The sequence below is a fragment of the Salinarimonas chemoclinalis genome (assembly GCF_041514305.1).
GTDB classification, from domain to species: domain Bacteria; phylum Pseudomonadota; class Alphaproteobacteria; order Rhizobiales; family Beijerinckiaceae; genus Salinarimonas; species Salinarimonas chemoclinalis.
The window spans coordinates 30,819-57,125 of sequence record NZ_JBGMWH010000004.1; the positions used below are offsets into that span (position 1 = coordinate 30,819).

General features: G+C 72.1%; 30 protein-coding genes. 8 read left to right on the forward strand and 22 right to left on the reverse strand.

Going from position 1 to position 26,307, the window contains the following annotated elements:
* Positions 1 to 76 precede the first annotated feature (76 nt).
* Entirely contained in the window at positions 77 to 472 is a 396-nt protein-coding gene (locus tag AB9M23_RS09290; protein WP_372424251.1) for a RidA family protein, read from the reverse strand.
* Positions 473 to 615: 143 nt separating this feature from the next.
* A complete protein-coding gene (gene acs, locus AB9M23_RS09295) occupies positions 616 to 2,574 on the reverse strand; it encodes an acetate--CoA ligase (protein ID WP_372424252.1) in 1,959 nt (652 codons plus the stop codon).
* A 257-nt stretch (positions 2,575 to 2,831) separates the two neighbouring features.
* Here acs and AB9M23_RS09300 point away from each other — a divergent pair, with 257 nt between their 5' ends.
* From AB9M23_RS09300 to AB9M23_RS09310, 3 genes are all read left to right on the forward strand, one after another.
* Positions 2,832 to 3,209 carry a hypothetical protein gene (locus tag AB9M23_RS09300; protein ID WP_372424253.1) on the forward strand — a complete coding sequence of 126 codons (378 nt, stop codon included), beginning with the start codon at positions 2,832 to 2,834 and terminating at the stop codon, positions 3,207 to 3,209.
* 98 nt (positions 3,210 to 3,307) lie between these two features.
* Positions 3,308 to 3,682: a hypothetical protein gene (locus AB9M23_RS09305; protein WP_372424254.1), complete on the forward strand. Its 375-nt coding sequence runs from the start codon at positions 3,308 to 3,310 to the stop codon at positions 3,680 to 3,682.
* A 70-nt stretch (positions 3,683 to 3,752) separates the two neighbouring features.
* Positions 3,753 to 4,256 carry a copper chaperone PCu(A)C gene (locus AB9M23_RS09310; protein ID WP_372424255.1) on the forward strand — a complete coding sequence of 168 codons (504 nt, stop codon included), beginning with the start codon at positions 3,753 to 3,755 and terminating at the stop codon, positions 4,254 to 4,256.
* A gap of 28 nt (positions 4,257 to 4,284) precedes the next feature.
* Here AB9M23_RS09310 and AB9M23_RS09315 read toward each other — a convergent pair whose 3' ends face one another.
* Positions 4,285 to 4,815 carry a L,D-transpeptidase family protein gene (locus AB9M23_RS09315; RefSeq protein ID WP_372424256.1) on the reverse strand — a complete coding sequence of 177 codons (531 nt, stop codon included), beginning with the start codon at positions 4,813 to 4,815 and terminating at the stop codon, positions 4,285 to 4,287.
* A gap of 152 nt (positions 4,816 to 4,967) precedes the next feature.
* Between AB9M23_RS09315 and AB9M23_RS09320 the strand changes: the two genes are divergently transcribed.
* The 4 genes from AB9M23_RS09320 to AB9M23_RS09335 all read left to right on the forward strand — a co-directional run bounded on the left by AB9M23_RS09320 (position 4,968) and on the right by AB9M23_RS09335 (position 6,846).
* Positions 4,968 to 5,654 carry a response regulator transcription factor gene (locus AB9M23_RS09320; RefSeq protein WP_372424257.1) on the forward strand — a complete coding sequence of 229 codons (687 nt, stop codon included), beginning with the start codon at positions 4,968 to 4,970 and terminating at the stop codon, positions 5,652 to 5,654.
* 16 nt (positions 5,655 to 5,670) lie between these two features.
* On the forward strand, positions 5,671 to 6,114 hold the full coding sequence (locus AB9M23_RS09325) for a cyclic nucleotide-binding domain-containing protein (RefSeq protein WP_372424258.1): 444 nt from the start codon (positions 5,671 to 5,673) through the stop codon (positions 6,112 to 6,114).
* An 82-nt stretch (positions 6,115 to 6,196) separates the two neighbouring features.
* Entirely contained in the window at positions 6,197 to 6,445 is a 249-nt protein-coding gene (locus AB9M23_RS09330; protein ID WP_372424259.1) for a type II toxin-antitoxin system Phd/YefM family antitoxin, read from the forward strand.
* Complete coding sequence (locus AB9M23_RS09335) at positions 6,445 to 6,846, forward strand: type II toxin-antitoxin system VapC family toxin (RefSeq protein WP_372424260.1); 402 nt, start codon at positions 6,445 to 6,447, stop codon at positions 6,844 to 6,846. The genes AB9M23_RS09330 and AB9M23_RS09335 overlap by 1 nt, the downstream gene beginning before the upstream one ends.
* 6 nt (positions 6,847 to 6,852) lie before the next feature.
* Here AB9M23_RS09335 and AB9M23_RS09340 read toward each other — a convergent pair whose 3' ends face one another.
* The 12 genes from AB9M23_RS09340 to bamA all read right to left on the reverse strand — a co-directional run bounded on the left by AB9M23_RS09340 (position 6,853) and on the right by bamA (position 19,493).
* The gene (locus tag AB9M23_RS09340) at positions 6,853 to 8,682 is read right to left on the reverse strand and encodes a methyl-accepting chemotaxis protein (RefSeq protein WP_372424261.1); all 1,830 of its coding nucleotides are present in this window, start codon (positions 8,680 to 8,682) and stop codon (positions 6,853 to 6,855) included.
* A gap of 100 nt (positions 8,683 to 8,782) precedes the next feature.
* Positions 8,783 to 9,208: a rhodanese-like domain-containing protein gene (locus AB9M23_RS09345; protein WP_372424262.1), complete on the reverse strand. Its 426-nt coding sequence runs from the start codon at positions 9,206 to 9,208 to the stop codon at positions 8,783 to 8,785.
* Positions 9,209 to 9,347: 139 nt separating this feature from the next.
* A complete protein-coding gene (locus AB9M23_RS09350; RefSeq protein ID WP_372424263.1) occupies positions 9,348 to 9,917 on the reverse strand; it encodes a GNAT family N-acetyltransferase in 570 nt (189 codons plus the stop codon).
* Positions 9,914 to 10,729, reverse strand: coding sequence for an exodeoxyribonuclease III (locus tag AB9M23_RS09355; RefSeq protein WP_372424264.1), 816 nt, complete (start codon positions 10,727 to 10,729; stop codon positions 9,914 to 9,916). The genes AB9M23_RS09350 and AB9M23_RS09355 overlap by 4 nt, the downstream gene beginning before the upstream one ends.
* Before the next feature lie 81 nt (positions 10,730 to 10,810).
* The gene (locus tag AB9M23_RS09360; protein WP_372424265.1) at positions 10,811 to 12,106 is read right to left on the reverse strand and encodes an amidase; all 1,296 of its coding nucleotides are present in this window, start codon (positions 12,104 to 12,106) and stop codon (positions 10,811 to 10,813) included.
* Positions 12,107 to 12,197: 91 nt separating this feature from the next.
* Positions 12,198 to 12,491 (reverse strand): BrnA antitoxin family protein, encoded by a 294-nt coding sequence (locus AB9M23_RS09365; RefSeq protein WP_372424266.1) that lies wholly within the window; start codon positions 12,489 to 12,491, stop codon positions 12,198 to 12,200.
* A gap of 87 nt (positions 12,492 to 12,578) precedes the next feature.
* Complete coding sequence (lpxB, locus tag AB9M23_RS09370; protein ID WP_372424267.1) at positions 12,579 to 13,733, reverse strand: lipid-A-disaccharide synthase; 1,155 nt, start codon at positions 13,731 to 13,733, stop codon at positions 12,579 to 12,581.
* Positions 13,730 to 14,614 (reverse strand): LpxI family protein, encoded by an 885-nt coding sequence (locus tag AB9M23_RS09375; protein WP_372424268.1) that lies wholly within the window; start codon positions 14,612 to 14,614, stop codon positions 13,730 to 13,732. The genes lpxB and AB9M23_RS09375 overlap by 4 nt, the downstream gene beginning before the upstream one ends.
* Positions 14,615 to 14,616: 2 nt before the next feature.
* Positions 14,617 to 15,414 carry an acyl-ACP--UDP-N-acetylglucosamine O-acyltransferase gene (gene lpxA / locus AB9M23_RS09380; protein WP_372424269.1) on the reverse strand — a complete coding sequence of 266 codons (798 nt, stop codon included), beginning with the start codon at positions 15,412 to 15,414 and terminating at the stop codon, positions 14,617 to 14,619.
* Positions 15,411 to 15,890: a 3-hydroxyacyl-ACP dehydratase FabZ gene (gene fabZ, locus AB9M23_RS09385; protein WP_372424270.1), complete on the reverse strand. Its 480-nt coding sequence runs from the start codon at positions 15,888 to 15,890 to the stop codon at positions 15,411 to 15,413. Before fabZ ends, lpxA begins: the two co-directional genes overlap by 4 nt.
* A 36-nt stretch (positions 15,891 to 15,926) precedes the next feature.
* A complete protein-coding gene (gene lpxD / locus AB9M23_RS09390) occupies positions 15,927 to 16,985 on the reverse strand; it encodes a UDP-3-O-(3-hydroxymyristoyl)glucosamine N-acyltransferase (protein ID WP_372424272.1) in 1,059 nt (352 codons plus the stop codon).
* Between the two features lie 189 nt (positions 16,986 to 17,174).
* A complete protein-coding gene (gene bamA / locus AB9M23_RS09395; protein WP_372424273.1) occupies positions 17,175 to 19,493 on the reverse strand; it encodes an outer membrane protein assembly factor BamA in 2,319 nt (772 codons plus the stop codon).
* Here bamA and AB9M23_RS09400 point away from each other — a divergent pair.
* Positions 19,426 to 19,590, forward strand: a complete 165-nt coding sequence (locus AB9M23_RS09400) for a hypothetical protein (protein ID WP_372424498.1) — start codon at positions 19,426 to 19,428, stop codon at positions 19,588 to 19,590. The genes bamA and AB9M23_RS09400 overlap by 68 nt on opposite strands.
* A gap of 71 nt (positions 19,591 to 19,661) precedes the next feature.
* Here the strand turns inward: AB9M23_RS09400 and rseP are convergent, their stop codons facing one another.
* The 7 genes from rseP to AB9M23_RS09435 form a co-directional block, all read right to left on the reverse strand.
* Positions 19,662 to 20,828: an RIP metalloprotease RseP gene (rseP, locus tag AB9M23_RS09405; protein ID WP_372424274.1), complete on the reverse strand. Its 1,167-nt coding sequence runs from the start codon at positions 20,826 to 20,828 to the stop codon at positions 19,662 to 19,664.
* An 81-nt stretch (positions 20,829 to 20,909) separates the two neighbouring features.
* Complete coding sequence (gene dxr / locus AB9M23_RS09410) at positions 20,910 to 22,160, reverse strand: 1-deoxy-D-xylulose-5-phosphate reductoisomerase (RefSeq protein WP_372424275.1); 1,251 nt, start codon at positions 22,158 to 22,160, stop codon at positions 20,910 to 20,912.
* A gap of 52 nt (positions 22,161 to 22,212) precedes the next feature.
* Positions 22,213 to 23,073, reverse strand: coding sequence for a phosphatidate cytidylyltransferase (locus tag AB9M23_RS09415; protein ID WP_372424276.1), 861 nt, complete (start codon positions 23,071 to 23,073; stop codon positions 22,213 to 22,215).
* Between the two features lies 1 nt (position 23,074).
* Positions 23,075 to 23,863, reverse strand: coding sequence for an isoprenyl transferase (locus tag AB9M23_RS09420; RefSeq protein ID WP_372424277.1), 789 nt, complete (start codon positions 23,861 to 23,863; stop codon positions 23,075 to 23,077).
* Between the two features lie 90 nt (positions 23,864 to 23,953).
* Positions 23,954 to 24,514 (reverse strand): ribosome recycling factor, encoded by a 561-nt coding sequence (frr, locus tag AB9M23_RS09425; protein WP_372424278.1) that lies wholly within the window; start codon positions 24,512 to 24,514, stop codon positions 23,954 to 23,956.
* A 56-nt stretch (positions 24,515 to 24,570) separates the two neighbouring features.
* A complete protein-coding gene (pyrH, locus tag AB9M23_RS09430) occupies positions 24,571 to 25,287 on the reverse strand; it encodes a UMP kinase (RefSeq protein ID WP_372424279.1) in 717 nt (238 codons plus the stop codon).
* A gap of 148 nt (positions 25,288 to 25,435) precedes the next feature.
* Positions 25,436 to 26,140, reverse strand: a complete 705-nt coding sequence (locus tag AB9M23_RS09435; protein ID WP_372424280.1) for an outer membrane protein — start codon at positions 26,138 to 26,140, stop codon at positions 25,436 to 25,438.
* Between the last annotated feature and the right edge of the window lie 167 nt (positions 26,141 to 26,307).

Below are 26,307 nucleotides of genomic sequence, written 5' to 3' on the forward strand. Positions count from 1 at the left end.
CTCCCGCTCTCGAGCGCCGCTCGCCTGTATTGACCCGGGACACGGCGGCGTGAACGGGGCGGACATCGGGCCGCGCTCAGGCCACCGCCGTCGCCTCGATCTCGAACAGGAGGGACGGCCGCGCGAGGCGGGTGACACCGATGAGCGTCATGGGCGGCGCCACCCCGGCCGGGCCGAACCGGCCGCCCAGGAGATCCAGGTTCGCGATTGCCTCGTCGACGTCGGTGGCATAGACGACGAGCCGCACGACGTTCGAGAGGCTCATCCCGGCCGCACGCAGGATCTCTTCGAGATTGTCGAGCGAGAGCGTGATCTGGCCACGCATGTTCCCCGGATGCTGCGGCTCGCCTCCCGCATCGACGGCGGTCTGGCCCGCGCACACGAGCGTGCGCGTCGCGCCCGCGAGTATCTCGCCTTGATTGTAGCCCAGCGGCAGCGACCAGGGCCAGGGATTGACGGGTGTTCTGTTCATCGACGTTCGCTCCTTCGGGTCGTCCCGTGACGCCCAAGAAGCACAGCGCTCCTCTCACCGTCCTGAGAGGAGAGTTCCGTCGAGCCTAGCGGGTGGCGGCCGAGGACGCGAGGAGGCCGCAGCCGCCTCGCGCCCACTCCACCTCAAGCCGCAGCCCCACGCTTGTTCTGCCGATGCTCGATCAAATCGTCCACCACCGCCGGGTCCGCCAGCGTCGAGGTGTCGCCGAGCGCGCCGAACTCGTCCTCGGCGATCTTGCGCAGGATGCGGCGCATGATCTTGCCCGAGCGGGTCTTGGGCAGGCCCGGGGCGAACTGGATCTTGTCGGGGGAGGCGATCGGGCCGATCTCCTTGCGGACGTGGACGACGAGCTCCTTGCGCAGCTCCTCCGACGGCTCGATGCCCGCCATCAACGTGACGTAGGCGTAGATGCCCTGGCCCTTGATGTCGTGCGGGTAGCCGACCACGGCCGCCTCAGACACCTTCGGGTGCGCGACGAGGGCGCTCTCGACCTCGGCGGTGCCCATGCGATGGCCGGAGACGTTGATGACGTCGTCGACGCGGCCGGTGATCCAGTAGTAGCCGTCCTCGTCGCGGCGGCAGCCGTCGCCGGTGAAGTACTTGCCCGCGTAGGTCGAGAAGTAGGTCTGGATGAAGCGCTCGTGGTCGCCGTAGACCGTGCGCATCTGGCCCGGCCACGAGTCGGCGATGCACAGGTTGCCCTCGCAGGCGCCGTCGAGCACCTTGCCCTCGGCGTCCACGATCTCCGGCTTCACGCCGAAGAAGGGCAGCGTCGCCGAGCCCGGCTTCTGGGCGATGGCGCCCGGCAGCGGCGTGATGAGGATGCCGCCGGTCTCCGTCTGCCACCAGGTGTCGACGATGGGGCAGCGCCCCTCGCCCACCACGCGATGGTACCACTCCCAGGCCTCGGGGTTGATCGGCTCGCCGACCGAGCCGAGGAGGCGCAACGACGCGCGCGAGGTCTTGCGCACCGGGTCCTCGCCCGCGCCCATCAGCGAGCGGATGGCGGTGGGCGCCGTGTAGAAGATGTTGACCTCGTGCTTGTCGACCACGTCCCAGAAGCGGGAGATCGACGGGTAGGTCGGCACGCCCTCGAACATCAGCGTCGTCGCGCCGTTGGCGAGCGGGCCGTAGACGATGTAGCTGTGGCCCGTCACCCAGCCGACGTCGGCCGTGCACCAGTAGACCTCGCCCTCCTTGTAGTCGAAGACGTACTGGTGCGTCATCGAGGCGTAGACGAGATAGCCGCCGGTCGTGTGCAGCACGCCCTTCGGCTTGCCGGTGGAGCCGGAGGTGTAGAGGATGAACAGCGGGTCCTCCGCGCTCATCTCCTCGCAGGGGCACTCGGCCGTCACCATCTCCGCGGCGGCGTCGTAGTAGACGTCCCGGCCGGGGTCCATGGCGACCGCGCCGCCGGTGCGCCGAACCACGACGACGTGGTCGACGGAGTCCGGCGGCAGGCGCTCGAGCGCGGCGTCGACATTGGCCTTGAGCGGCACCTTGCGGCCGCCGCGCAGGCCCTCGTCCGCGGTGATCACGCAGCGCGACGCACAATCCTCGATGCGCCCGGCGAGCGCGTCCGGCGAGAAGCCGCCGAAGACGATCGAGTGGATGGCGCCGAGCCGCGCGCAGGCCAGCATGGCGTAGGCGGCCTCGGGGATCATCGGCAGGTAGAGCGTGACGCGGTCGCCCTTGCCGACGTTGCGGTTGCGCAGGACGTTGGCCCAGCGCGACACGTGCTCGTGCAGCTCGCGATAGGTGATGCGCTTCGACTCGCCCGGGTCGTCGCCCTCCCAGATGATGGCGACCTGGTCGCCGCGGGTCCCGAGATGGCGGTCGACGCAATTGTAGGCGACGTTGGTGGTCCCGTCCTCGAACCACGCGATCGAGACGTCGCCGGGGCCGAACGTGGTGTTCTTCACCTTGGTGAAGGGGCGGAACCAATCGATGCGCTTTCCGTGCTCCGCCCAGAAGGCGTCGGGGTCGGCGAGGCTCGCCTCGTACATCTCGCGATACTTCGCGGCGTCGACATGGGCGCGCTCGGCCCAATCCCGCGAGACGTCGTAGATCTTCTCAGCCATGCGTGTCCTCCCCGCGATACGTGCCCGACGTGCGCCGCGCGGGGCGATCGTCGGGCTTTTGTTGCGTGGCACGTTACTGGAGGCGGTGGCCGCGCCGCAAGCTAGGGGGATATCGCACTTTCGTGGGGCGGGCGCCCCGGCGCACCCCCGCCTCCTGGACGAAATGCCGCGCTGCGCGGGGGAGACCGCCGGGCCTTCGGCGGCGTAAGCGTGGCTGGCACGAACGGCGTGCGTCCGAGCGCGGGAGTCGAAGCATCATGGAGCATGGCACCCTCGGGGGTCCGCGGAAGCCGGCGCGCGCGTGGCCGATCGAGCCGGGCTCGAGCGTCGAGTCGCAGCTCGCCATGGTGGCGTTCACGCCGATCCTGGCTCTGTGGCCGCTCGTGTCGACCCTGCCGCTGTTCGGTCTCCTCGCGGGACCCGAGACGATCGGCTGGGGGGTGATGCACCTCTTCCTGCTCGCGACCGGCTTCTGGGGCGTGTTCGGCGGCTGGCTCACGCTGCGCTTCATCACGCCGGCGACCGTCCCGGCGCAGCCGTTGCGGTTGCCCGCCGGACGGCGCCGGATCGTCCTCGGCGCCTACGCGACCGCATGGACCCTCGTCGCCATGGGAGTGGCGATCCTCGGATCGTGACACCGGGGCCGACGATCCTCGCGTCGCGATCGCCCCGGCCGCCCGGCCGTCGCCGAACGCGCTTGCGCGCAGCGGAGCGTGCGCGTAGAGCCTCGCGCATGAGGACGCTCTCGCGACTGGCCCGACTCGTGCGCACGACGATCGCCGTCGTGGCGCTCTACGGGCTCGTGCTCGCGAGCCTGCTCGGCGGCCTGTCCGGCGCCCTCGCCCTCTCGGCGGGCGCGACCGGGACGGGGGAAACCGTCTGGTGCCCGGTCGACGGCTCGATGCCTGCGGATGCGCCGGCGGACACCTGCCGGCTCGCCTGCCGCCTCGGCACGGGTCCCTCCGGCCCGGTCCTCGCGCCGTCGGCGACCGCGTCGCCGCCGGTGCGCCTCGCCGAGCCCCTCGCCCCGACCGCCCTGCGCACCGAAGCCCCGCGCCCGCGCGCGGCCACCTCCTCCCTCGGCGCCCGCGCGCCGCCCGTCTCCTGATCGCGCCCTCGACCAACGACGTCCTTTCCCACGCGATCCGGATCACGTCGATCCGATGGAGACCACGCCCATGCTCACGACCCTCACCCGCGCCGCGCTCGCGGCCGCCCTCGCGCTCGGCCTCGCCGGCGCCCCCCTCCTCCCCGCCGCGGCGGCCGAGACTTTCGAAGCCGGCGACATCCGGATCGAGGGACCCTGGTCGCGCGCGACGCCCGGCGCCGCGCCGGTCGCCGGCGGCTACCTCACCATCGTCAACACCGGCTCCGAGCCCGACCGGCTCGTCGGCGGTTCCGCGGAGATCTCGGAGCGCTTCGAGGTCCACTCCATGGAGACCGTGGACGGCGTTGCGCGCATGGCGCCGGTCGAGGGCGGGCTCGAGATCCCGGCGGGCGAGAGCGTGGCCCTCGCGCCCGGCGGTTACCACGTGATGTTCATGGGCCTGAAGCGGCCCCTCGCCGAGGGCGAGAGCTTCGCGGGCACGCTCGTGTTCGAGCGCGCCGGCGAGGTGCCGATCACCTACTCCGTGGGGGCCATGGGCTCGCGCATGCGACCCATGGGCCACGGCGCCCACTGAGCCGCGACCGAAGCGGCCGGGCCGCGCCTCAGCCCACCACGAAGCGGGTGCGCGGCCCGATCCGGGCGAGGAGCCTCCGCAGGGCGCGCGGCTCCAGGGCGATGCAGCCCTCCGTCGGCTGGAAGCCGGGCCTCGCCACGTGCAGGAAGATCGCGCTGCCGCGTCCCTTCCGGATCGGCGCGCGGTTGGCCGAGAGGTCGACGACGAGGTCGTAGAGCCGGTCCTCGCGGCGCATCCGCTCGGCGCTGGCCGGGTAGGGCAGCAGCACCGGGCGATTGTAGTTGCGGTCGCCGGGGGCGTCGCACCAGCCGTCGGCCGCGCGAATCGCCGCGAGCGGCAGCGGCGTCTCCGGCCGCCGCCCGCGATCGGCGCGGAAGAAGGCGCCGAGCGGGCGCACCGTGCCCGCGGGCGTCGCGCCGTCGCCCTCGCGCTTGTCGCGGCGGATGCCCGCGCGGCCGAGGGCGCAGGGCAGGACGAGGCCGCCGGCATGCAGCCGGCCGCGGTGGCGCGCGCCGACGGCGCGGTGCACGGCGATGCGCGAGAGCGTCTGCGATGTCATGTCCCCCTCCTTCGCCGGCGCCCGGCCCGGCGCTCGGCTGGGCATTCGCCTGGGCATAACCGCTCATGAACCCCTCGCCGCCGCTTGTTGCCGACATGCGACGGTTTAGTCTACAGCCGTGAGCGACACGGCTCCGTGGTCGAGGACTTCCCATGTCGAACGCCAACCGCATCCTCGTCGTCGACGACGACCAGGACCTGCGCGACACGCTCGCCGAGCAGCTCGCCCTCTACGACGAGTTCGTCGTCACCACCGCCGAGACGGCGGGGGAGGCGATGAAGGCCGTGCAGGCGGACCGCATCGACCTCGTCATCATGGACGTCGGCCTGCCGGACATGGACGGGCGCGAGGGCGTCAAGCTGATGCGCAAGCACGGCTTCCGCTCGCCGGTGATCATGCTCACCGGCCAGGGCTCGGACGCCGACACGGTGCTGGGCCTCGAGGCCGGGGCGAACGACTACGTGGTCAAGCCCTTCAAGTTCGCCGTGCTGCTCGCCCGCATCCGCGCGCAGCTGCGGCAATACGCGGCCTCCGAGGACGCGATCTTCCAGATCGGACCCTATTCCTTCCGCCCCGGCGCCAAGCTGCTCGTCTCCGACAAGGGCTCCAAGCTCAAGCTCACCGAGAAGGAGACCGCGATCCTGCGCTTCCTCTTCCGCGCGGGGCAGAAGGTGGTCTCCCGCGACACGCTGCTCGCCGAGGTGTGGGGCTACAATTCCAACGTCACCACCCACACGCTCGAGACGCACATCTACCGCCTGCGCCAGAAGATCGAGCCGAACCCGTCTTCGGCGCGCTTCCTCGTCACCGAGGGCGGCGGCTACAAGCTCGTCCCCTGATCCCGCCCGAGGCGCGATGTCCCTCGACGACGATATCGCGCTCCTCGCGCGCGCTCCCCTGATCGGCCTGATCGATCGCGACGGCCTGCGCCTGCTCGCCTTCGCCGCCGACAAGCGGCGCCTGCGCCAGGGCGAGGCGCTGTTTCGCAAGGGCGACCGGGCGGATTGCGGCTTCGTCGTCGCCGAGGGCGCGATCGGGCTCGACGTCGAGGGCGGCAAGCCCGTCACCGTCGCTCGGCCGGGGGACCTGATCGGCGCCGCCGCGCTCTTCGCCGAGACCCGCCGCCCGGCGACCGCCACCGCCCGCGAGGAGGCGAGCGTGATCCGCCTCACCCGCCCGCTGATGCGCCGCGTGCTCGAGGAATACCCCCGCGCGGCGGCCGGCATGCACGCGATCCTCGCCGCCGAGCTGGAGGCGCTGACGCGCGACCTGATGCGGGTCGGGGCGCGGATGGGGTGAACGGGGCGACAGGTTGACCATGTGGTTGACCAACACGGCGGTCACATGCATATTCCAGACCTCGAAGCCGAGGAGGTCCACGATGTCGGAAACGGTCAAGGTTGCAGACGCCAAGACCCGCTTGTCGCAGCTCCTGGCACGCGTGGAAGCCGGCGACGACTTCGTCATCGCGCGGGGCGATCGGCCGATCGCCCGCCTCATCCCGATCGATGATCGGGCACGGCGCGTCGCCGCCATCGAGGACCTGTTTGCCTTTCGAAATGGTCCGGGGGTGAAACCCGTCAGCGCCGATGAAGTCGCCGCGTGGAAGCACGAAGGGCATCGATACTGATGCCTTTCGTGATGGATGCATCGATCGCCCTGGCATGGCTCCTGCCGGACGAGACCGACGAAGCGGTCGATGCCCTTGCGTCTTCCCTGGTGGACACCAGGGCGCTCGTACCAGACCTCTTCATGCACGAGGTCCGCAATGCGATACTGGTCGCACATCGCCGGGGGCGAATCGAGCGGGACCGGCTCGTCTTGTCCATGACCAAGATCGAAAGGCTACCAGTCGCGCTCGCAGAGCCGCTGACGACGAGCGAGGTGCTCGACTACGCGCTGATGCACAATCTTTCGGCGTACGATGCGACCTACATTGCACTCGCCTGCCGTGAGCGCCTACCGCTGGCCACGAGGGACCGAGCCCTGCAGCGTGCGGCGATGCTGGAGAACGTGCCGATCCTCCCGTGATCGCCCTCACGCCGCCCTGAGTTTGTCCAGGAACGCCGCCATCTCCCGGCGCAGCATCTCGGCCTGGGTGGTGAGCGCGCCCGACGCGGTGCGCAGCTCGCCGGCCTTGTCGGTCGTCTGCGCCGCGGCGTCGGTGACCTCGGAGACGTTGCCGGCGATGCCGGCGGCGCCCTCGGCCGCCTGCGCCACGGAGCGGGCGATCTCGGCGGTGGCGGCGCGCTGCTGCTCGACCGTGGCGGCGACCTGGGTCGAGATCCCGCTGATCTCGCGGATCGTGCGGCTGATGCCGTCGATGGCGCCAACGACCTCGCCGGCCGCGCCCTGCACGGCGCCGATCTGGCCGGTGATCTCCTCGGTGGCCTTGGCGGTCTGGGCGGCCAGGGTCTTCACCTCCGCGGCGACGACGGCGAAGCCCTTGCCGGCCTCTCCCGCCCGCGCCGCCTCGATCGTGGCGTTGAGCGCGAGCAGGTTGGTCTGCGCCGCGATCGCGTCGATGAGCTCGACCACGTCGCCGATGCGCGCCGTCGCCTCGCCGAGCGCGCGGACCTTGTCGCCCACCGCGGACGCCTCGGACACCGCCGAGCCGGCGATCTCGGACGCCTGCGAGACGCGCCCGCCGATCTCGGAGATCGACAGGCTCAGCTCCTCGCTGGCGGAGGCGACCGTCTGCACGTCGGCGCTGGCGCGCACGGAGGCGTCGCCGGCCTCGCGGCCGCGCTCGGTGGTGGTGGCGGCGAGGGCGACGAGGCCGCCCGCGGAGCCTTCGATCTGCGCGGCGGCGCTCGACAGGGCCTGCACGACGCCGGCGACGGAGGCGTCGAGCGCGTCGGCCATCGCCATCATCTCCCGGCGACGGGCCTCCGCCGCCTCCCGGGCGCGGACGTCGTCGGCGTTGCGGCGCTCCTCCTCCTCCGCCGCCCGCGCCCGCATGGCCGCTTCGGCGGCGTCGGTTTCGGCGCGGGCGATACGGCGCATCAGGCGGAAGACGAGGGCGATCGTGCCGAGCCCGACGAGCGCGACCGCGGCGACGAGAACGGCGAGCGAGAAGGTGCGGGTCTCGGCCATGGTGGCGGCGGAGCGCGCCACGTCCCAGCGCACCGCGACGTCGAAGGCGGGCGCGCCCTCCGCATCGAGGATCGGCAGGGTGGCGGAGGCCGGGACCGCGCCCTCCGGCAGGGCGTATCCGTCGAGGTCGGCGAGCGTGCGGCCGCCGCCGGCGGCGAGGAAGGCGAGCTCGAGGCCGAGCCGCGCGTCCGCCTCGCGCAGGGCGTGGAGCGGATCGGCGTGGACGGCGAGGTAGCCCACGACCCGCAGCCCGCCCACGGGCACGACGATGCCGAGCCGCGGCGCGCCGTCGGCGGACCACTCGACCCGCAGCGTCTCGAGCGCGGCCGCGCCGGAGCGACCGGCGAGCCGGGCGGGCAGATCGGCCGGCGAGACCACGCCCGGCATCGCCGCGTGCTCCGCGATCGGCGTGCCGTCCGGCCGGTAGAGCGCGAGCCCGGTGACCGCCACGGCGCCGGACGTCACCGCCTCGCGGCGCAGCATCTCCGGCAGGACGTCGGCGGCCGCCGCGGCGTCGGAGGCGCCCGCGGCGTCGCGCAGTTCGGCGACCTGCGCGATCTGGCCGGCGAGCACCGTCACCTTCTGCGCGTACTCGCCCCAGGCGACGTCGGAGACGTAGCCGTTGAGCATCGAGCCGAGCTGGCTCGCCGTCGCCTCGTGGACGGCCCCCTCGTAGCGCGAAGTGACGAGGGACATGACGCCGATCGCCGCGATGCAGTTCAGCACGGCCGACGCGACGAGGATGGCGAGAAGCTTCTTGTGCTCGGTCATGATGGCTCGGGTCCGGGGCTTTGTGGCGGGCTCGGTCGCTCGCGGTCGATGTGCGCCGCGCCCCGGCGCCCTTCCCGCGCCGGGGCGATGCCGCTGCGGGTCAGTTCGAGGCGAGGGGCAGGCCGCGCTCCTTCCACTCCTCCATGCCGAGCGCGTAGTAGTAGACGTCCGAGTAGCCGTAGCCGACCGCCTTGATCACGGCGTTGGCGGCGCGGCCGCAGGAGAGACCGTTGCAGTAGAACAGCACCGGGTCGTCCTTCGCGGCGTGGGCGAAGATGTCCGCCTCCGAGGCGATGTCGGTGTCGATCAGGCGAACCGCGCCCTCGATGTGGCCGGCGTCGTAGTCGCCCTGGCTGCGGTTGTCGAGGATGACGAGGCTCGGCGTGGAGGTGATGAGCTCGATGACGCCGTCGGCGTCCACGGTGGTGGCGCCCTCGATCTCCAGCGGGGCGAGATCGGCCTGGGCGGACGTGGCGAGGCCGGCGGCGAGCAGGATGCCGGCGGCGAAGGTGGCGAGCTTGCGCATGACGATGACCTCCTGTGGGCGCGGCCGGGGAGGCGCGCTGTTCGGATTTCACCACGGCAAGGCTGAATCAAATGTTTATGGATCTGAAGATTGCTTTCGACTTCCCCAACGTTACCGAACAGCTCGAATAAAGCGAAAATTAATGGTGGTCTTCATCCACGCGAGACTTGCGTTCCTCGAGGCCGGGCCCGCCGAGCACCATGAGCCCCCGCCCCGGCCGCTCGCCGGCCATCCCCGCTTCCACGAACCCGACGTCGCCGAGCAGCCGTCGCGAGGCCGCGTTCTCCGGCGCCACCTCGGCCACGACCGCCGCCTCCGGCGCGAGCGCCCGCAGCCGCGCCACGAGGCCGCGGGCCGCCTCGCGCGCGTGGCCGGCGCCGCGCGCGTCCGCGGCGAGCCAGTAGCCGATCTCGATCGCCGGGCGCTCTCCCACCGGCGCATGCGCGTGCGCGCCGATCACGCCGATCAGCGCCCCGTCGCGGAAGATGCCGAGGAAGCGTTCCTGAGCGCCGGCGTGGTTGCGCGCGATCAGGGCATGGGCGTCGTCGATGCCGAACGGGTGCGGCAGGAAGGACACGAAGGGTGCGACCGCGGGATCGTCGGTGATCGCCCGCAGTGCGGGCGCGTCGGCGGCCGAGAGCGGGCGCAGGACGAGGCGGGGCGTCGTGCAGGCGAGCGCGGGCCAGAGGGCGGAGGCGACCTCCCTCACAGCACGAGCGTCGCCGTCACCGGCGCGTGATCCGACGGCCGGTCCCAGCCGCGGGCGTCGCGCAGGACGTCCACGCTGCGGCAGGTCTCCATCAGGTCGGGCGAGAGCCAGACGTGGTCGAGCCGCCGGCCCTTGTTCGCCTTGGCCCAGTCCGGCGCGCGGTAGCTCCACCACGTGTAGATCTTCTCGGGCTCGGGCACGAGCACGCGCGCGGCGTCGGCCCAGCCGGCCTCGAGGCGCAGCGTCTCGAGCGCCTCGGTCTCCACCGGCGTGTGACTGACGACGCCGAGCAGCTGCTTGTGGCTCCACACGTCGTGCTCGAGCGGCGCGACGTTGAGGTCGCCCACCAGGATCGCCGGCGCCGCCGTCGGTCGCTCGGCCGCGCCCCAGGCGCGCATCTCGGCCAGGAACTGGAGCTTGTGGGCGAACTTCTCGTTCAGTGCCGGATCGGGCACGTCGCCGCCGGCGGGGACGTAGAAATTGTGGATCGTGATTCCCGCCGCCGCGCCCGCGCCGGGGGCGAGACGCACCGCCATGTGGCGGGCGTCCGCCTTGCCGCAGAAGCTCATCACCCGCGGCGTCTCGAGCGGCAGGCGCGAGAGCACCGCGACGCCGTGATAGCCCTTCTGCCCCACGAACTGGATGTGCTCGTACCCGGCCTTGCGGAGGTCGGAGGACGGGAACTTGTCGTCCGGGCACTTGGTCTCCTGGAGGCACAGGACGTCGGGCGCGTGCGCGTCGAGGAATTGCAGCACGAGCGGCAGGCGCAGGCGCACCGAGTTGATGTTCCAGGTGGTGACCGTCAGCCGCATGCCCGCCTCCTCGCGTCTGCGTCCGGGTTACGACGCCCGGGCGCGCGAGGGAAGCGGGGCGTGGCCGCACCGCGGCCGTCGTCAACAGGCGAGAAGCGGCTCGATGCCCGCCGCGACCTCGAGCAGCGTGCGGTCGCGCCCGCCGCGGGCGAGCAGCATCAGCCCCGCGGGGCGCGGCATCCCCGGTATCGGCAGGCTGACGCCGCAGAGGTCGAACAGGTTGCCGAAGGTGGTGTTGCGCAGGATCAGCAGGTTCGCCTGCCGGAAAGCGTCGTCGTCGGCCGCGAGCGCCGCGATCTCCGGCGCCGTCGTCGCCGTCGTCGGCAGCGCCAAAACGTCGAGGGGCACGAGCCGCCGGTCCATGGCGGCGATCAGCGCGCGGCGGGTCGCGAGACAGGCCTGGTACGCCGCTGCGCTCACGCCGGCGCCGAGGCGGATGCGGGCGAGGACGTTGCGGTCGTAGCCGGAGGCGTGGGTCTCGTGCATCCGCGCATGCACGGCCGCGGCCTCGATCGCCACGAGCGGCGCGCCGGCCCGCGTCGCGGCCTCGGCCATGGCGTCGAGCAGGTCGTCGATGCCGTGCTCGACGATCCGCGCGCCGGCCGCCGAGAGCCGCGCGAGCGTCGCCTCGAAACCGCTGGCGACGACGTCCTCGACTTGACCGAACAGGAGTCCGCGCGGCACGCCGATGCGCAGGCCCGCCACCGGCATCGGCGCGAGCGCCTGCGGCTCCGCGCCGGCCATCACCGCGTCGGCGGCGGCGCACTCCGCCACCGTCCGCGCGAGGGGGCCGATCGAATCCAGCGTGCGCGAGAGCGGGTAGGCGCCGGCCGTCGGCACACGCCCGCTCGTCGGCTTGAGGCCGACGACGCCGTTGAGGGAAGCGGGGATGCGCACCGAGCCGCCGGTATCGGTGCCGATGGCGATGTCACAGGTGCCCTCGGCCACGCTCACGCCGGCGCCCGAGGACGAGCCGCCGGGCACGCGCGCGGGATCGGCGGCGTTGCCCGGCGTGCCGAAATGCGGGTTCATGCCGATGCCCGAGAAGGCGAACTCGGACATGTTCGTCTTGCCCAGGATCACCGCGCCGGCCCGGCGCAGCCGTGCGACGACCGGCGCGTCCTCCCGCGCCGGCTCCGCGTCGCGCAGGATGGCCGAGCCCGCCGTCGTCGGCTCGCCGGCGACGTCGAACAGGTCCTTGATCGAGACGATCGCGCCGTCGAGCGGCCCGAGCGAGACCCCGACGCGGCGACGCGCGTCGGCGGCGTCCGCGGCCGCAAGGGCCGCATCCGGGTAGAGGCGGGTGTAGACGCGCTCGTCGCCGGCTCGGGCGTCGAGGCGCGAGAGGATGGTCTCCAGGCGGTCGCGGACGGTCATGGGCGGGGGTCGCGGGCGTAGACGTTGCGGAAGGTCGCATAGCGCCATGCGCCGGGACGCACGTCAACGGGCACGCCCGCGAAGGTGCCGCTCAGCGCTTCGCCTTGGCACGGACATAGGAGCCCAGCACCTCGGCCATGCGCCGCGTGTATCCCTTCGGGTCCTCCTTCTTGAAATGCGCGACGACCTCCGGGTCGACCCTCATCGTCACGGTCGGCTTCGGACCCGGCGTGTGCGGCTCGACCTCGCGCCAGAATGCGGGGTCGAGCTCCGGCGCATCCGAGAAGTCGATGTCCTCGTCGGCGAGGGCATCCCACCGCGCGGCCGTCTCGTCCGACACTTCCGGGAGACGATTCGGATCGAGGATGAAGCGGACCGTCGGCATCGTAGAATTTTTTCGCGTAGGATAGTGCATGCACGGCCTACTGCTACCATGACGACAGCATGCCCGCCAGACGGCGAGCGTTCCCGCTCACCGTCCCATCGTCTCCAGCACCACCCGCGCCGCCGCCTCGCTCGGCGTCTCGCCGCCGAGGTCCATGGCGGCGTCGATCCGGGACATGGCGTCGAGCTGGGCGCGGCGCGCGGGGCCCTCGGCGCACAGGGGCGCGAGGGCGGCGGCGAGGGTCTCGCCGCGGCACTGGTCCTGGATGAGCTCCGGGAACGCCTTCTCGCCGAGGACGAGGTTGGCGAGCACGATCGTGTCGATCGTGAGCAGCCACTTGAGCTGCTCCTCGAGCTTCGAGACCTTGTAGGCGACCACCATCGGCACGCCGGAGAGCGCGAGTTCGAGCGTCACCGTGCCCGAGGCGGCGAGCGCCGCGTTCGCCCGGCGGAAGGCGGCGCGCTTGGCCTCCTCGCCGCGCACGATCGTGGGCGCGCGCGGCCAGTCGCGCACGCCCGCCTCGATCAGCGGCAGCACGTGATCGACCGCCGGCAGCGTGAGGGACACGTCGCGCCCGAGCGTCGCCTCGATGCGGGCGATGGCGTCGCCGAAGGGCGCCAGCAGGCGCGAGACCTCGGAGCGGCGGCTGCCTGGGAGCAAGAGCAGCTCGAGCGGCCCCTCCCCGACGGGCCGGCGCTCGCCCGGTGCCGGGCGAAGCGCGTGGGTGTGTTCGATCAGCGGATGGCCGACATAGGTGCAGGGCGGGCCGCCCAGGCGCGCGTGCGCGGCGGGCTCGAAGGGCTTGAGCGCCATGACGTGGTCGACGTAGGCCCGCATCGCCTTCGCCCGCCCCGGCCGCCAGGCCCAGACGGTCGGCGAGACGTAATTGATCACGGTGAGGTCCGGCAGCCGCTTGCGGGCACGGCGCGCCACGCGATGCGTGAAGTCCGGGCTGTCGATCAGGACGAGGACGTCGGGCTCGGCGGCGACGACGGCCTTCGCCGTCTGGTCGATGCGGCGCAGCAGCGAGGGCAGCCGGGCGATCACCGGCAGGATGCCCATGACCGACATCTCCGCCATGGGAAACAGGCTGTCGAGCCCCTCCTCGGCCATGCGCGCGCCGCCGACACCCACGAAACGCGCGCCGGGGACGCGGGCGCGCAGGGCGCGCATCAGGCCGGCGCCGAGCGCGTCCCCCGATTCCTCGCCGGCGACGAGGTAGAACAGCGGCGCGTCGGTCATGCCGGCACCTCCCCCGGTCGGGCCGGGTCGACGCCGACCAGGAACAGCCCCGCCCGGTCCGCCTCCGCGATCATGGCGTCGCGCTCGATCGTCAGCGTCGCGCCGGCGCCGAGCGCGATGCCGGCGAGCCCCGCGCGGGCTGCGTTGCGGACAGTGCGCGGGCCGCTCGCGGCGAGGTCGACACGGTGGTCCTGCCCGGCCTTGGCGGACTTGACGAGGATGCCGCCGGTGGGCTTCGCGTGCCGCAGAGGTCGGACGAGGCCCGCGAGCCGACCCGCAACGCCGCCGCCGACGCGGGCGAGCATGCGGTCGGTCCCCTCCGCGCCCTCGATCGCCACGACCCGCGCCGCCACCGCGACGCAGGCCTGGCCGACGTCGAAGGGCGAGAGCGCCGCGAGGCAGGCGAAGCCGGTCTCGATGGCGCGCCGCGCCTCGGCGTCGGGCGCGACGGCGCCGAGCACGCCCGCCGGCGCGAGGAGATCGGGCGCGATCTCGTGGGCGCCGACGACGCGATGGCCCTCCTCCTCGAGCAGCGCGACGACCCCGCGCAGGAGGTGGTCGTCGCCACGCGCGAACAGCTCGGCGATCTCGCGGCGGTTGCGCCAGGCGGCGACCCCGCTCGCGAGCGCCGCGGGCGACGGGCGCGCGACGCCGCCGGCCAGCGTCACCGCGGCGGGACGCCAGGTGGCGAGCCGGGCGAGGATGCCGGTGACGTCGAGGAGGCTCATGGTGCAGTCCGCCGTGCGCCGGAGCGACGCGTCGGCGAAACCCTTCAACGCGATCACCCGGCGCTCGCGCGCCGCCGCATCCAGCGCGCGGATCAGCAGGCCCGGCAGCGCACCCGCGCCGGCGACGACGACGACCGGCCCCTCCCCGTCCATGGTCAGGCGCCCGCGCCCGGGGTCATGATCGAGCGCCGGCCGGCGCTGCGCACGAAGTCGAGGATCTCGCGCACCTGTGCGATCTCGCCGTACTGCGCCTCGACCGCGTCCGCCCGCTCGGCGAGCGTGCCGGCGCCCTCGAACAGCGCGCGATAGGCCCGGCGCAACGCGTGAATCGCCTCGCGCGGTACGCCGCGCCGCTTGAGGCCGACGAGGTTGAGCCCGGCGAGATCCGCGCGGTTGCCGATCGCCATCCCGTAGGGGATCACGTCGTGCTCCACCGCCGCGAGCCCGCCGACGAAGGCGTAGGCGCCGATGCGCACGAACTGGTGGATGCCGGCACCGCCTCCGACGATGGCGTAGTCGCCGATCGTCACGTGCCCGCCGAGCATCGCGGTGTTGGTGAGGACGACGTCGTGACCGATGCGGTTGTCGTGGGCGACGTGGGCGTAGGCCAGGATGAAGCAGCGATCCCCCACCCGCGTCTCCCCGCCGCCCTGCGGCGTGCCGCGATGCATCGTCACCGCCTCGCGGATGGTGCAGTCGGACCCCACGACGAGCCGCGTCGGGCTGCCGTCGTACTTGTAGTCCTGCGGCGGGCCGCCGAGGCAGGCGAAGGGATGGACGCGCGTGCGCGCGCCGATCGTGGTGTGCCCCTCCACCACGACGTGGCTCTCGAGCACGACGCCCTCGCCGAGCCGGACGTCGGCGCCGACGCGGCAGAACGGGCCGATCGAGACGCCCGCGGCGAGCGTGGCGCCGTCCTCGACGATCGCGGTCGGGTGGATCGTCGCGCTCAAGAGAGCACCAGCATCGCCGACAGCTCCGCCTCGGCGACGAGCGTGCCGTCGACATAGGCCTCGCCGCGGTACCACCACATCGCCCGGCGCTGGTTGAGCTTCGTCATGCGGTACTCGAGCACGTCGCCCGGCTGCACGGGCTTGCGGAACTTGACCTTGTCCATGGTCATGAAGAACACCTGCTCGGGCTTCTTCTTCGCGCCGCGCTGGGAGAGCACGCAGATGGCGCCGGCCGTCTGCGCCATGCCCTCGCAGATCATCACGCCCGGGAAGATCGGCCGCGTGGGGAAGTGGCCCGTGAACTGCGGCTCGTTGAAGGTCACGTTCTTGATGCCGACGCAGGACCGGTCCCCGTCGATGTCGCGGATGCGGTCGACGAGCAGGAACGGGTAGCGGTGGGGCAGGAGCTCCAGGATCTCGACGATGTCGACGGCCTCAAGGCTCGTCGGCCCACCCTCGCCGGTCGTCTCGCTCATGCTCACGCCTCCCTTCCTTCTCGCTCGTCGCGCCCGTCAGGCGCCGTCGTCTTTCGCGAAACTGCGCCGGGATGCAAGCGTCTTGACGGCGTTGATCTCGCGGAACCACTCGCGCACCGGCTTGGCGGGGGTGCCGCCCCAGCGCGCGCCGGCCGGTACGTCGCCGTTGACGTTCGACGTCGCCGCGATCTGGGCACCGTCGCCGATCGTGACGTGGCCGATCACGCCGACCTGGCCGCCGAGCACGACGAAATCCCCGAGGGTGGCCGAGCCGGAGATGCCGACCTGGGACACGATCACGCAGTGCCGGCCGATGACGACGTTGTGGCCGATCTGGACGAGGTTGTCGATCTTGGTGCCCTCGCCGATCACGGTGTCGCGGCCCGAGCCGCGATCGATCGTGGTGTTGGCGCCGATCTCGACGTCGTCCTGGACGATCACCCTCCCGATCTGCGGGACCTTGACGTGCCCGCGCGGACCCATCGCGAAGCCGAAGCCGTCCTGGCCGATGCGGACGCCGGGATGCAGGATCACCCGGTTGCCGACGAGCGCGTGGGCGAGCGTCACGCCGGCCGAGACGGCGCTGTCGCGCCCGATCCGGCAATGCGGGCCCACCACGGCACCCGCGCACACGACCGTGCCCTTGCCGATCTCGACGTGCGGGCCGACGACGGCGCCGGGGTCGATCGTCGCGCCGTGCTCGATGCGTGCCGTCGGATGCACGAGAGCGCCGTGCGAGACGCCCTGCGCGCCGAAGCACGAGCCCGGGCGCACGGCGCTCGGGTGGAGCCGCGCCAGCGCGGCGGCGAAGACGCGGTAGGGGTCGGCGCACACGAGGCCGAGGGAGCCCGCGGGCACCCGCTCGGCGAAGCGCTTGGAGACGAGCACCACGCCCGCGGCCGTCGCCGCGAGGGCCTCGGCGTAGGACGGGTTGTCCATGTAGGCGAGGCTCCGCGGACCGGCCCGTTCGAGCGGCACGGCCTCGTCGATCTCGGCCTGCGGGTCGGCACCGGCGGGCAGCGCCGCCTCCGCGAGATCGGCGATCTCGCCCAGCGTGAGCGCGCCGGCTTTCGGGAAGAACACGGGCTCCGGCAAGGCGTTCTCCTGGGTGGGGCCGGCGGGCCTCGGCGCGCGCCGCGGTGTCGAGCCGCGGTGTCGAGCCGCATGCCGGCCGAGGGCGCGGCGCATGCCCTGAAACGAACGGGCGCGCGGAGGGCTCCATCCCCCGCGCGCCCGATTTCGGGTCGTCCCCGCCGGCCCGCCGAAGCGGCCGGCGAGCCGGCGTCAGAAGCTCGTCCCGCCCGAGAAGCGGAACGCCTGCGTCTGGTCCGCGTCGGCCTTGGAGAGGACGTAGGCGTAGTCGAACCGCAGCGGTCCGAGCGGCGAGGCCCACAGCAGGCTCGCGCCGATGGACGAGCGGATCTCGTCGTTCTCCTGCACGCGGATGGTCTGCCCACCGGAGAAGACCGTGCGGCCCTGGTAGTCGTAGAGCGTGCCGGCGTCGGCGAAGACCGCGCCGCGGAAGCCGAAGTCGCGCGGCAGCAGCGGCAGCGGGAACTGCACCTCGAGCGAGCCGCCGAAGTAGGTCGTCCCGCCGATCGCGTTCGCGATGTCGCCCGTCGAGATGTCGCGCGGGCCGATGCCCGACGACTTGAAGCCGCGCACGAGCGACGAGCCGAGGAAGAAGTGATCGAGGATGCGCAGGTCCTGGGAGCCGAGCGCCGCTATGTGGCCACCCTGGACGCGCGCGATGCCGACCACGTCCTCGAACAGCTCTTGATAGTAACGCGCATCCGCGGTGACGCGGAAGAACTCGGAGTCGCCGCCGAGCCCGGCGATCTCGGGCCGGATCTCGGCGAAGATGCCCTCGCGCGGGTTGCGCGGGTTGTCGAGCGAGTTGTAGGTGAACGTCAGCCCCACGAGCGAGGTGATCGTCTCGCCGGCGGCCTCCTTGATCGCAAGCGACGCCTCGCCGTTGGCGGCATTGCCGTCGCGGAACGCCGCCGGAACGTCGATGTCCTGCTGGTAGAGCGAGTAGCGGGCCGTGACCGAGAACTGCTCGGTGATCGGCACGCCGAAGCGCAGGGTGCCGCCGGTGGTGCGCGTGTCGTAGCGGCCGGTGTTGGACGCCTCGGAGAAGCGCGAGAACAGGTCGACGCCCGCGGCCACGCGGTAGCCGAGGAAGTACGGCTCGGTGAACGAGAAGTCGAAGCCCTGCGTGCGCTCGCCCCAGGAGCCGGCGATGCGCACCGCCTGGCCGCGGCCGAGGAAGTTCGCCTCCGACAGCGACACCTCGCCGATGAAGCCGTCCGAGGTGGAGTAGCCGCCGGCGACGGAGAACGAGCCGGTCGGCTTGTCCTCGACGTCGATGTTGAGCACCACGCGGTCGGGCGACTGGCTCGGCTCGTTCGAGATCCGGACGCGCTCGAAGAAGCCGAGCGCGTTGAGGCGCCGCTCGGCCCGGTCGATCAGCACCTTGTTGTAGGGGTCGCCTTCGCCGAGATCGAGTTCGCGGCGGATGACGTAGTCGCGGGTGCGGGTGTTGCCGCGGATGTTGATCCGCTCGATGTAGACGCGCGGACCCTCCTCGACGATGTAGGTGACGTTGACGACGCCCGCCACGGGGTCGCGCTCGCCCGCCGGGCGCACCTGCGCGAAGGCGTAGCCGCGGCGCGCGACCTCGGTCGTGAGGTCGACGAGCGTGCGCTCGACGGCGGTGGCGTCGTAGACCTGACCCTCGCGGGTGAGCACGCGCCGGCGCAGTTCCTCGGTCGTGACGTCGGGGATGCGCGAGTCGATCGCCACGGTGCCGACGCGGTACTGCTGGCCTTCCTCGACGGCGATGTCGATGACGTAGCCCTCGCGCTGCGGGTCGAACTGCACGTTCGTGCCCACGACGCGGAAGTCGGCGTAGCCCTTGCGGAGATAGTAGCGCCGGATCTGCTCGAGGTCGGCGGCGAGGCGGTCGGGGTCGTAGACGTCCGTCGTCTTGAGGAACGACAGGATGTTCGACTCCGTCGAGGTCATGACGTCGCGCAGGCGACCGTCGGAGAAGACCTCGTTGCCGGTGAAGTTGATCTCGCGGATGCCGGTCTTGCTGCCCTCGTCGACTGTGAAGACGACGTCGATGCGCCCGTCCGGCAGGTCGACGATGCGCGACGTCACGGTCGCGAGGCCGCGGCCGGTGCGCCGGTAGATCTCCTGCAGGCGGGAGACGTCGGCGGCGACGGTGGCGGGGTTGTAGGGCTGGCGGGCGCGGGTCTGCAGCTCGGGGATCAGCGCCTCGCTCTGAAGGCGTCGGTTCCCCTCGAAGGCGACCCGGTTGATGATCTGGTTCTCGACGACGGTGACGACGAGCTGGCCGCCCTGACGGCTCACGCGCACGTCGGAGAAGAAGCCGGTGGCGACGAGGTTGCGCCGCGCCTCCTCGGCGCTGACGCCGGTGACGTAGGCGCGGATGGTCTCGTCGGCGACGCGGCTGTTGCCGCGCACGACGACCTGCTGCGCCAGCGCCTCGCTCACGGTGAAGGTCGCCATGAGCGCCGCGATCGCGACGGACGTCCGCTTCGCCGCTCTACGCCGGCGTTCCACTGTCATCGACATGTATGAGCCCGTCTCGTTCTTGATTGCCACGGGTTGCCACCCGGACCGGCAGGCTCTGGAACGCCTCCCGACCGTTCTGGTCAAATCCCGCTTCTAACCGAGTCGCGCGGCCAAGCAACCGCCGTGTCGTCCACCCGAGCGGAATTTTGCCCCGGCGTGGCGTTCGTGTCACGTCCCTTCGGCGGTCAACGGGTTGATAAGGTGAACGATATCGTTCCACGTGGCGAAGAGCATCAGGAAGATGACCAGCGCGAAGCCGATGCGGAAGCCGATCTCCTGGGCGTTCTCGCTCAGCGGCCGGCCGCGCGCGGCCTCCACCGCGTAGAACATCAGATGGCCGCCGTCGAGCATCGGCACGGGAAAGAGGTTGATGAGCCCGATCGAGACCGAGAGCACCGCCATCAGCGTGATCAGCGAGACGATCCCGCCGGCCTCCGCCACGTCGCCCGAGACCTTGGCGATGCGGATCGGGCCGGACAGCTGGTCGGCGCTCTCGCGCCCGGTGATCAGCTGGCCGAGATAGTCGAACGTGCGCTCGACCACGAAATAGCTCTCGTAGGCCCCGAGCCCGAGCGCCTCGATCGGCCCGTAGTCGATGTGGCGGATCGCGTCGGGCGAATTCGCCGCCTGGATGCCGAGCATGCCGATGCGCTGGGCCCCGAACGCGGTCTCGGCGACGCGCCGCTCCGGCGTGGCCTCGAGCGTCACGAGCCGGCCGTCGCGCTCCACCACGATCGAGAGCCGGTCCTCGGCGGAGGACGAGACGATGCGCTGCATGTCGTTGAAGCTGACGATCGAGCGCCCGTCGATCTCCACGATGAGGTCGCCGGGCTGGAAGCCGGCGCGCTCCGCGGCGCTGTTCTCGAGCACCACGTCGACCTGCGGCACGAGCACCGTGCGGCCGTTCGCCCAGAACACGCCGGCGAAGACGAGGATGGCGAGGATGAAGTTGGCGATCGGCCCCGCGGCGACGATCGCCGCGCGCTGCGCCACCGGCTTGTGGTGGAAGCTCTTCGCCCTGTCCGACTCGCTCATCTGCGAGAGACCCGCGTTGTCGGGGGTCGAGGCGGCACCGGCGTCGCCGAAGAACTTGACGTAGCCGCCCAGCGGGATCGCGCAGACCTTCCAACGCGTCCCCTGCCGGTCGTTCCAGCCCACGAGCTCCGGCCCGAAGCCGATCGAGAAGGCCTGCACGCCGACGCCGCACCAGCGACCGACGAGGAAGTGCCCCATTTCGTGCACGAACACGACGACGGCGAGCACGAAGAGGAACGGCACGAGGTAGCCGAAGAGGATGTCGACGGCGCCGCCGCCGATCGCGCTCAGGAATTCCATCTCGCTCTCCCTCCGGCCGCGCCTCGGCGGCATCGTCCCGTCGTGCCCGGCGGGGACCCCGCCGCTCGTCTACCCGTATCGTCAAGAGATCGGGCGCGTCGCCCGATCCTGCAAGATTTCCTGCGTCCGCGCGCGGGTTTCCGCATCCAGCGTTAACGCCTCCCCGACGCTGGCGGGCGCCGGCAGGCGCGCCGCGCTCATCGCGTCCAGCGCCGCCTCCACCGTCTCGGCGATGCCGAAGAAGCCGATGCGCCCGGCGCAGAACGCGGCCACCGCGATCTCGTTCGCCGCGTTCAGCACGGTCGGCGCGCCGCCGCCCTGCGCCATCGCCGCCTGCGCCAGAGCGAGGCAGCGAAAGCGATCGGTGTCGGCGCGCTCGAAGGTGAAGCCGCCCAGCGCCGCGAAATCGACCCGCGGCACGTCGAGATCGAGCCGCGCGCCGTCGACCGCGAGCGCGTTGACGATGGGGATGCGCATGTCCGGCGCGGCGAGCCCGGCGGTGATCGAGCCGTCGCGCCAGTGCACGAGGCCGTGCACGATGGACTGCGGATGGACCAGCACCTCGAGCCGCTCGGCGGGCATCGAGAACAGGTGGTGCGCCTCGATCAGCTCGAGGCCCTTGTTCATCAGGCTGGCCGAATCGATGGTGATCTTGGCGCCCATCGACCAGGTCGGGTGCTTGAGCGCCTCCTTGACCGTCGCGCGGGCGAGGCGCTCGCGCTCCCAGGTGCGGAAGGGACCGCCCGACGCGGTCAGCGTCAGCGCCGTGACGTCCTCCCGGCGCCCGGCGCCGAGCGCCTGCTCGAGCGCGTTGTGCTCGGAATCGACGGCGCGGAGCCGCACGCCGAGGCGGCGCGCCTGCGCCATGAAGGCGGCGCCGGCCGAGACGAGGCATTCCTTGTTGGCCAGCGCGATCGTCACGCCCTCGCGCATCGCCGCGACCGTCGGCGCGAGGCCGGCCGCGCCGGAGATGGCGGCGAGCACGACGTCCGCCTCGCGGGTCGCGGCCTCCATCACCGCCGCCTCGCCGGCGCCGCAGGCGATGCCGGTGCCCGCGAGCGCTTCCCTCAGCGCCGGCCCGGCAGCCTCGTCCGCCACCGCCGCGAAGCGTGCTCCGAGCGCGACCGCGAGATCGGCGAGCGCCCCCGCGTCCCGGCCACCGACCACGGCCTCGACCGCGAAGCGATCGGCGTGCGTGCGCACCACGTCCGCCGTGGAGCGCCCGACGGAGCCCGTCGCGCCCAGGATGGTGATGCGGCGCGGCGCGCCACCGGATGCCTCTCCGGGCACCTCTCTGGGCGCCTCTCCGGGCGCCTCGTCGTCGATCGGCATCGGCCCTCCCCGCGTTGCGGACACCTTATGAGGCAAAGCGCGGCGCGTGTCATCAACCCGTCGCGGATCCGCCCGCGAGCGTCGCGATCCCCAGGCTCAGCAGCACGAAGGCGCACACCGCGACGAAGGCGTCTATCCGGTCGAGCACGCCGCCGTGGCCGGGGATCAGCCTGCTCGAATCCTTCACGTTGAAGTGGCGCTTGAGCTTCGATTCGGCGAGGTCGCCCGCCTGGCCGATCACGGACGCGACCGCGGTGAGGACGACGATCGCCGTCCAGCCGAGCGGCCGCTCCCAGCCCAGCGCCTCCCCGGCCGCCACGACGAGCGCCCCCGCCAGCGTGCCGACGACGAGCCCGCCGAAGAAGCCCGACCAGGTCTTGCCCGGGCTGATCCGCGGCGCGAGCTTCGGCCCGCCGAGCGCGCGTCCCGTGAAGTAGGCGGCGACGTCGGTGCCCCAGACGACGGCGAAGATCCAGAGGAGACCGGTGAGGCCGAGCGCGGGATGCTCGCGAACGATCGACGGTGCGGTGGCGAGGATCACGACGACCGCGAAGCCGAGGAGGCTCCAGAGGCGATCCCGCCAGCGCCCGCCGAAGACGAGGATCCCCGCCGGGAACAGCACGAGCCAGAGCAGCGCCGCCTCCGGCGCCGCGATCATGACCGATGTCGCGAGCGCGATCAGGCCCATGAACATCGCCGCCCAGATCGGCTCACGGCGCTCGGGCTTCGTCACGTCGAGCCATTCGCGGGCGGCCGCGGTCGCGGCCAGGAGCCAGAACAGGCCGGTGGCATAGCCGCCGAGCCACGCGGTCCCCAGCGCCAGCGCCACCAGCACGAGCGCCGAAAGGAGCCTGACCCCGGTCTCCGAGCGCAGGAAGCCCCCCTCCTCGCCGCGCGGGCCGGGAGCGGGCATGTCAGAGCGTCCCCGGCCCGAGGCCGCCGAAGCGACGCTCGCGGCAGGCGTACTCGGCGAGCGCCTTGGCGAAGGCTTCGCGCCCGAAGTCGGGCCACAGGTCGGGCAGGAAGACGAGTTCGGAATAGGCGCTCTGCCAGGGCAGGAAGTTCGAGATCCGCTGCTCGCCGGAGGTGCGCAGCACGAGGTCCGGGTCGGGGATGTCGCGCGTGTCGAGCGCGGCGGAGAGCCGCTCCACGGTGATGTCCCGCGGCGAGAGCCGCCCGGCGGCGACCTCCTCGGCGAGAACGCGCGCGGCGCGGGCGATCTCCTGGCGACCGCCGTAGTTGAAGGCGACGACGAGGGTGAGGCCCGCATTGCCGCGCGTGAGCGTCTCCGCCTCCTCCAGCACGCCGACGATGTCGGCGGGCAGCCCCGCGCGCTCGCCGATGATCCGCACCCGCACGCCGTTGCGGTGGAGCGTCGCGAGATCCTTGCGCACGAAGTGCTTGAGCAGGCCCATCAGGTCCGAGACCTCCTGGGCCGGGCGCGACCAGTTCTCGGCGGAGAACGAGTAGAGCGTCAGGTAGCGCACGCCGGCCTCGCCCGCGAGCTCGACGGCGCGGCGCACCGCCTCGACGCCGCGGCGATGCCCCTCGACCCGCGGCAGGCCGCGCCTCGCCGCCCAGCGGCCGTTGCCGTCCATGATGATGGCGACGTGGCGCGGCACCGCGGCCGCATCGGCACGCGGGTCCGCCGCCTCCCGGGGCGCGGGCGCGGCGAGCGCCGCCTGTGCGGCGTCAGCGGGCATGCGCTGGATCTCGTGCGGCGGCGCCGCTGTCGCGCCCGTGGGTCATGGGTTGCGGGTTCCTCGAGACGGGGAGGCTCATGCGGGCCGGCTCTAGACCTGCATGATCTCCTTCTCCTTGGCGGCGACGACCGAATCGACCTCGGCGACGTGCTCGTCGGTCACCTTCTGCACCTCGGTCGCGTGGCGCTTCTCGTCGTCCTGCGAGAGGAGACCGTCCTTCTCCAGCTTCTTCAAGGTGTCGAGCCCGTCGCGGCGCACGTGGCGGACGGCGATGCGGGCCTCCTCCGCGTACTTGTGCGCGACCTTGACCATCTCCTTGCGGCGCTGCTCGTTCATCTCGGGGATGCGCAGCCGGATGACCTGGCCTTCCGTCTGCGGGTTGAGACCGAGATCGGACTCGCGGATCGCCTTCTCCACCGCGCCGACCATGCCGCGGTCCCAGACCTGCACCGAGAGCAGGCGCGGCTCGGGCACGGAGATCGTCGCGACCTGGTTCATCGGCATCGCCGCGCCGTAGGCTTCGACGGTGATCGGCTCGACGAGGCTCGCGGAGGCGCGGCCCGTGCGCAGGCCGGACAGGTCGTTCTTCAGGGACGCCACCGCGCCCTGCATCCGCCGCCGAACGTCGTTGATGTCGAATTCGTCGCTCATCGGTCTCTCGCCTCAGTCCCAATTCCGACCCGGCTTACGCCGATGGCGGCGCCGCATCAAGGGGCGACGACCGTCGCGGGTGCGCTGCCCTCCAGGATCGCGGCCACCGAGGAGGGCGGATGCACGCTGCCCACCACGATCGGCAGGCGCTGCTCGCGGGCGAGCGCGAAGGCGGCCGTGTCCATCACCTTGAGGTCGGCGGCGATCGCCTCGTCGTGGGTGAGGCGCTCGTAGCGCTGGGCGCTCGGGTCGCGCTTGGGGTCGGCGGAGTAGACGCCGTCGACCTGCGTGGCCTTGAGGACGGCGTCGCAGCGCAGCTCCGCGGCGCGCAGCACGGCCGAGGTGTCGGTCGTGAAGAACGGGTTGCCGGTGCCGCCGGCGAGCACCACGACCTGGCCCTTGTCGAGATGGTGGAGCGCCGGCTGGCGCGCGTAGGTCTCGCAGATCGTGGGCATCGACACCGCCGACATCGTGCGCGCCGGCACGCCGGCGGCGTTGAGCGCGGTCTCCAGCGCGAGCGAGTTCATGACGGTGGCGAGCATGCCCATCGAATCGGCGGTGGCCCGGTCGATCCATCCCGCCGCGCTCATGCGCGCGCCGCGGATGATGTTGCCGCCGCCGATCACCAGCGCGATCTGGAACCCGGCGTCGCTGGCGCGGGCGATGTCGCCGGCGAGCGCGGCCAGCGTCTGCGCCTCGAGCCAATACCCGTCGGGCGCCTGCAGCGCCTCGCCCGAGAGCTTCACCAGAATTCGCTTGTAGGGCAGCGCCACGTCGCAGTCTCCCGTTTCTCCATGCCCGATCGGCCCGGCGGGCGGCACACTGCCGCCGCCCGGCGCTGCGCGCAAGGCGAAACGCCCGCTTTTCGCGACACGACCGAGCCGGCCGCGGGAGGGCGACCGGCAGGAGCGCACGTCGCCCTCAGAAGCGGTAGTTCAGTCCGGCGAGGAAATTGTGCGAGACGCTGTCGTAGGACGAGCCGCAGGGCGGATTGCCGCAGAAATCGTATGTCGCGCTGCCGAGGAGGCCGAGGAGATACCGGCCGTCGACCGACACGTTCTGCGTGAGCCGCATCTCGAGCCCCCCGCCGAGCACCATGCCCGTGTGCGCGACCTCGACCGGCTGGTTGAGGGGCAATCCGAACGAGAGCGTCTGGCTCTCCACCCATGCGCGCGAAACGCCGACCACCGCGTAGGGCAGGACATCGCCGAACGCGTAGCCGACGCGCGCGGCCAGGGCACCGACGAATTTCGGCGTCACCCGCCACGACAGGCCGAACGGCTCGAACAGAGGGGTCGTGACGACCTCGTCGTCGCGCGTGAGCGGCAGCACCAGGAAGGCGCCGAGGACGACGCCGTTGTCGAGCTGGAGATCGAAGCCCACGTTGACGCCGGCGACGAAGCCGTCCAGCCCGAATCCCTCGGGGCAGTTCTGGCCCACGACGCCACCGGGGCAGGCGGTGACGCCGACCCGCGACGTCCGGCCGCCTATCCAGGCGCCGGCATAGAGGCCGGTCCAGCTCGCCTCCGCGACCGGCGGCTGCCCTTCCGCGGCCCTGTCGGCCGCGAGCGCGCCCCCCATCGTGACGAGGAGCGCCGCAACGACGATTCCGAACCTCGCGAACATCGCCCCTCCGATCACTCGAACCGAAGGGAAGCTCACCGATAAGCCCGGCAGCGTCTAGGACATTATTGCCACATCGGCCCCGCGTCGGAGTGGCGGCGCGATACGCCCTGCACGACGAAGAAGGGCCCCCGCGTTCGGCGGGGGCCCCTGGGTCGACTCGGTTCGCG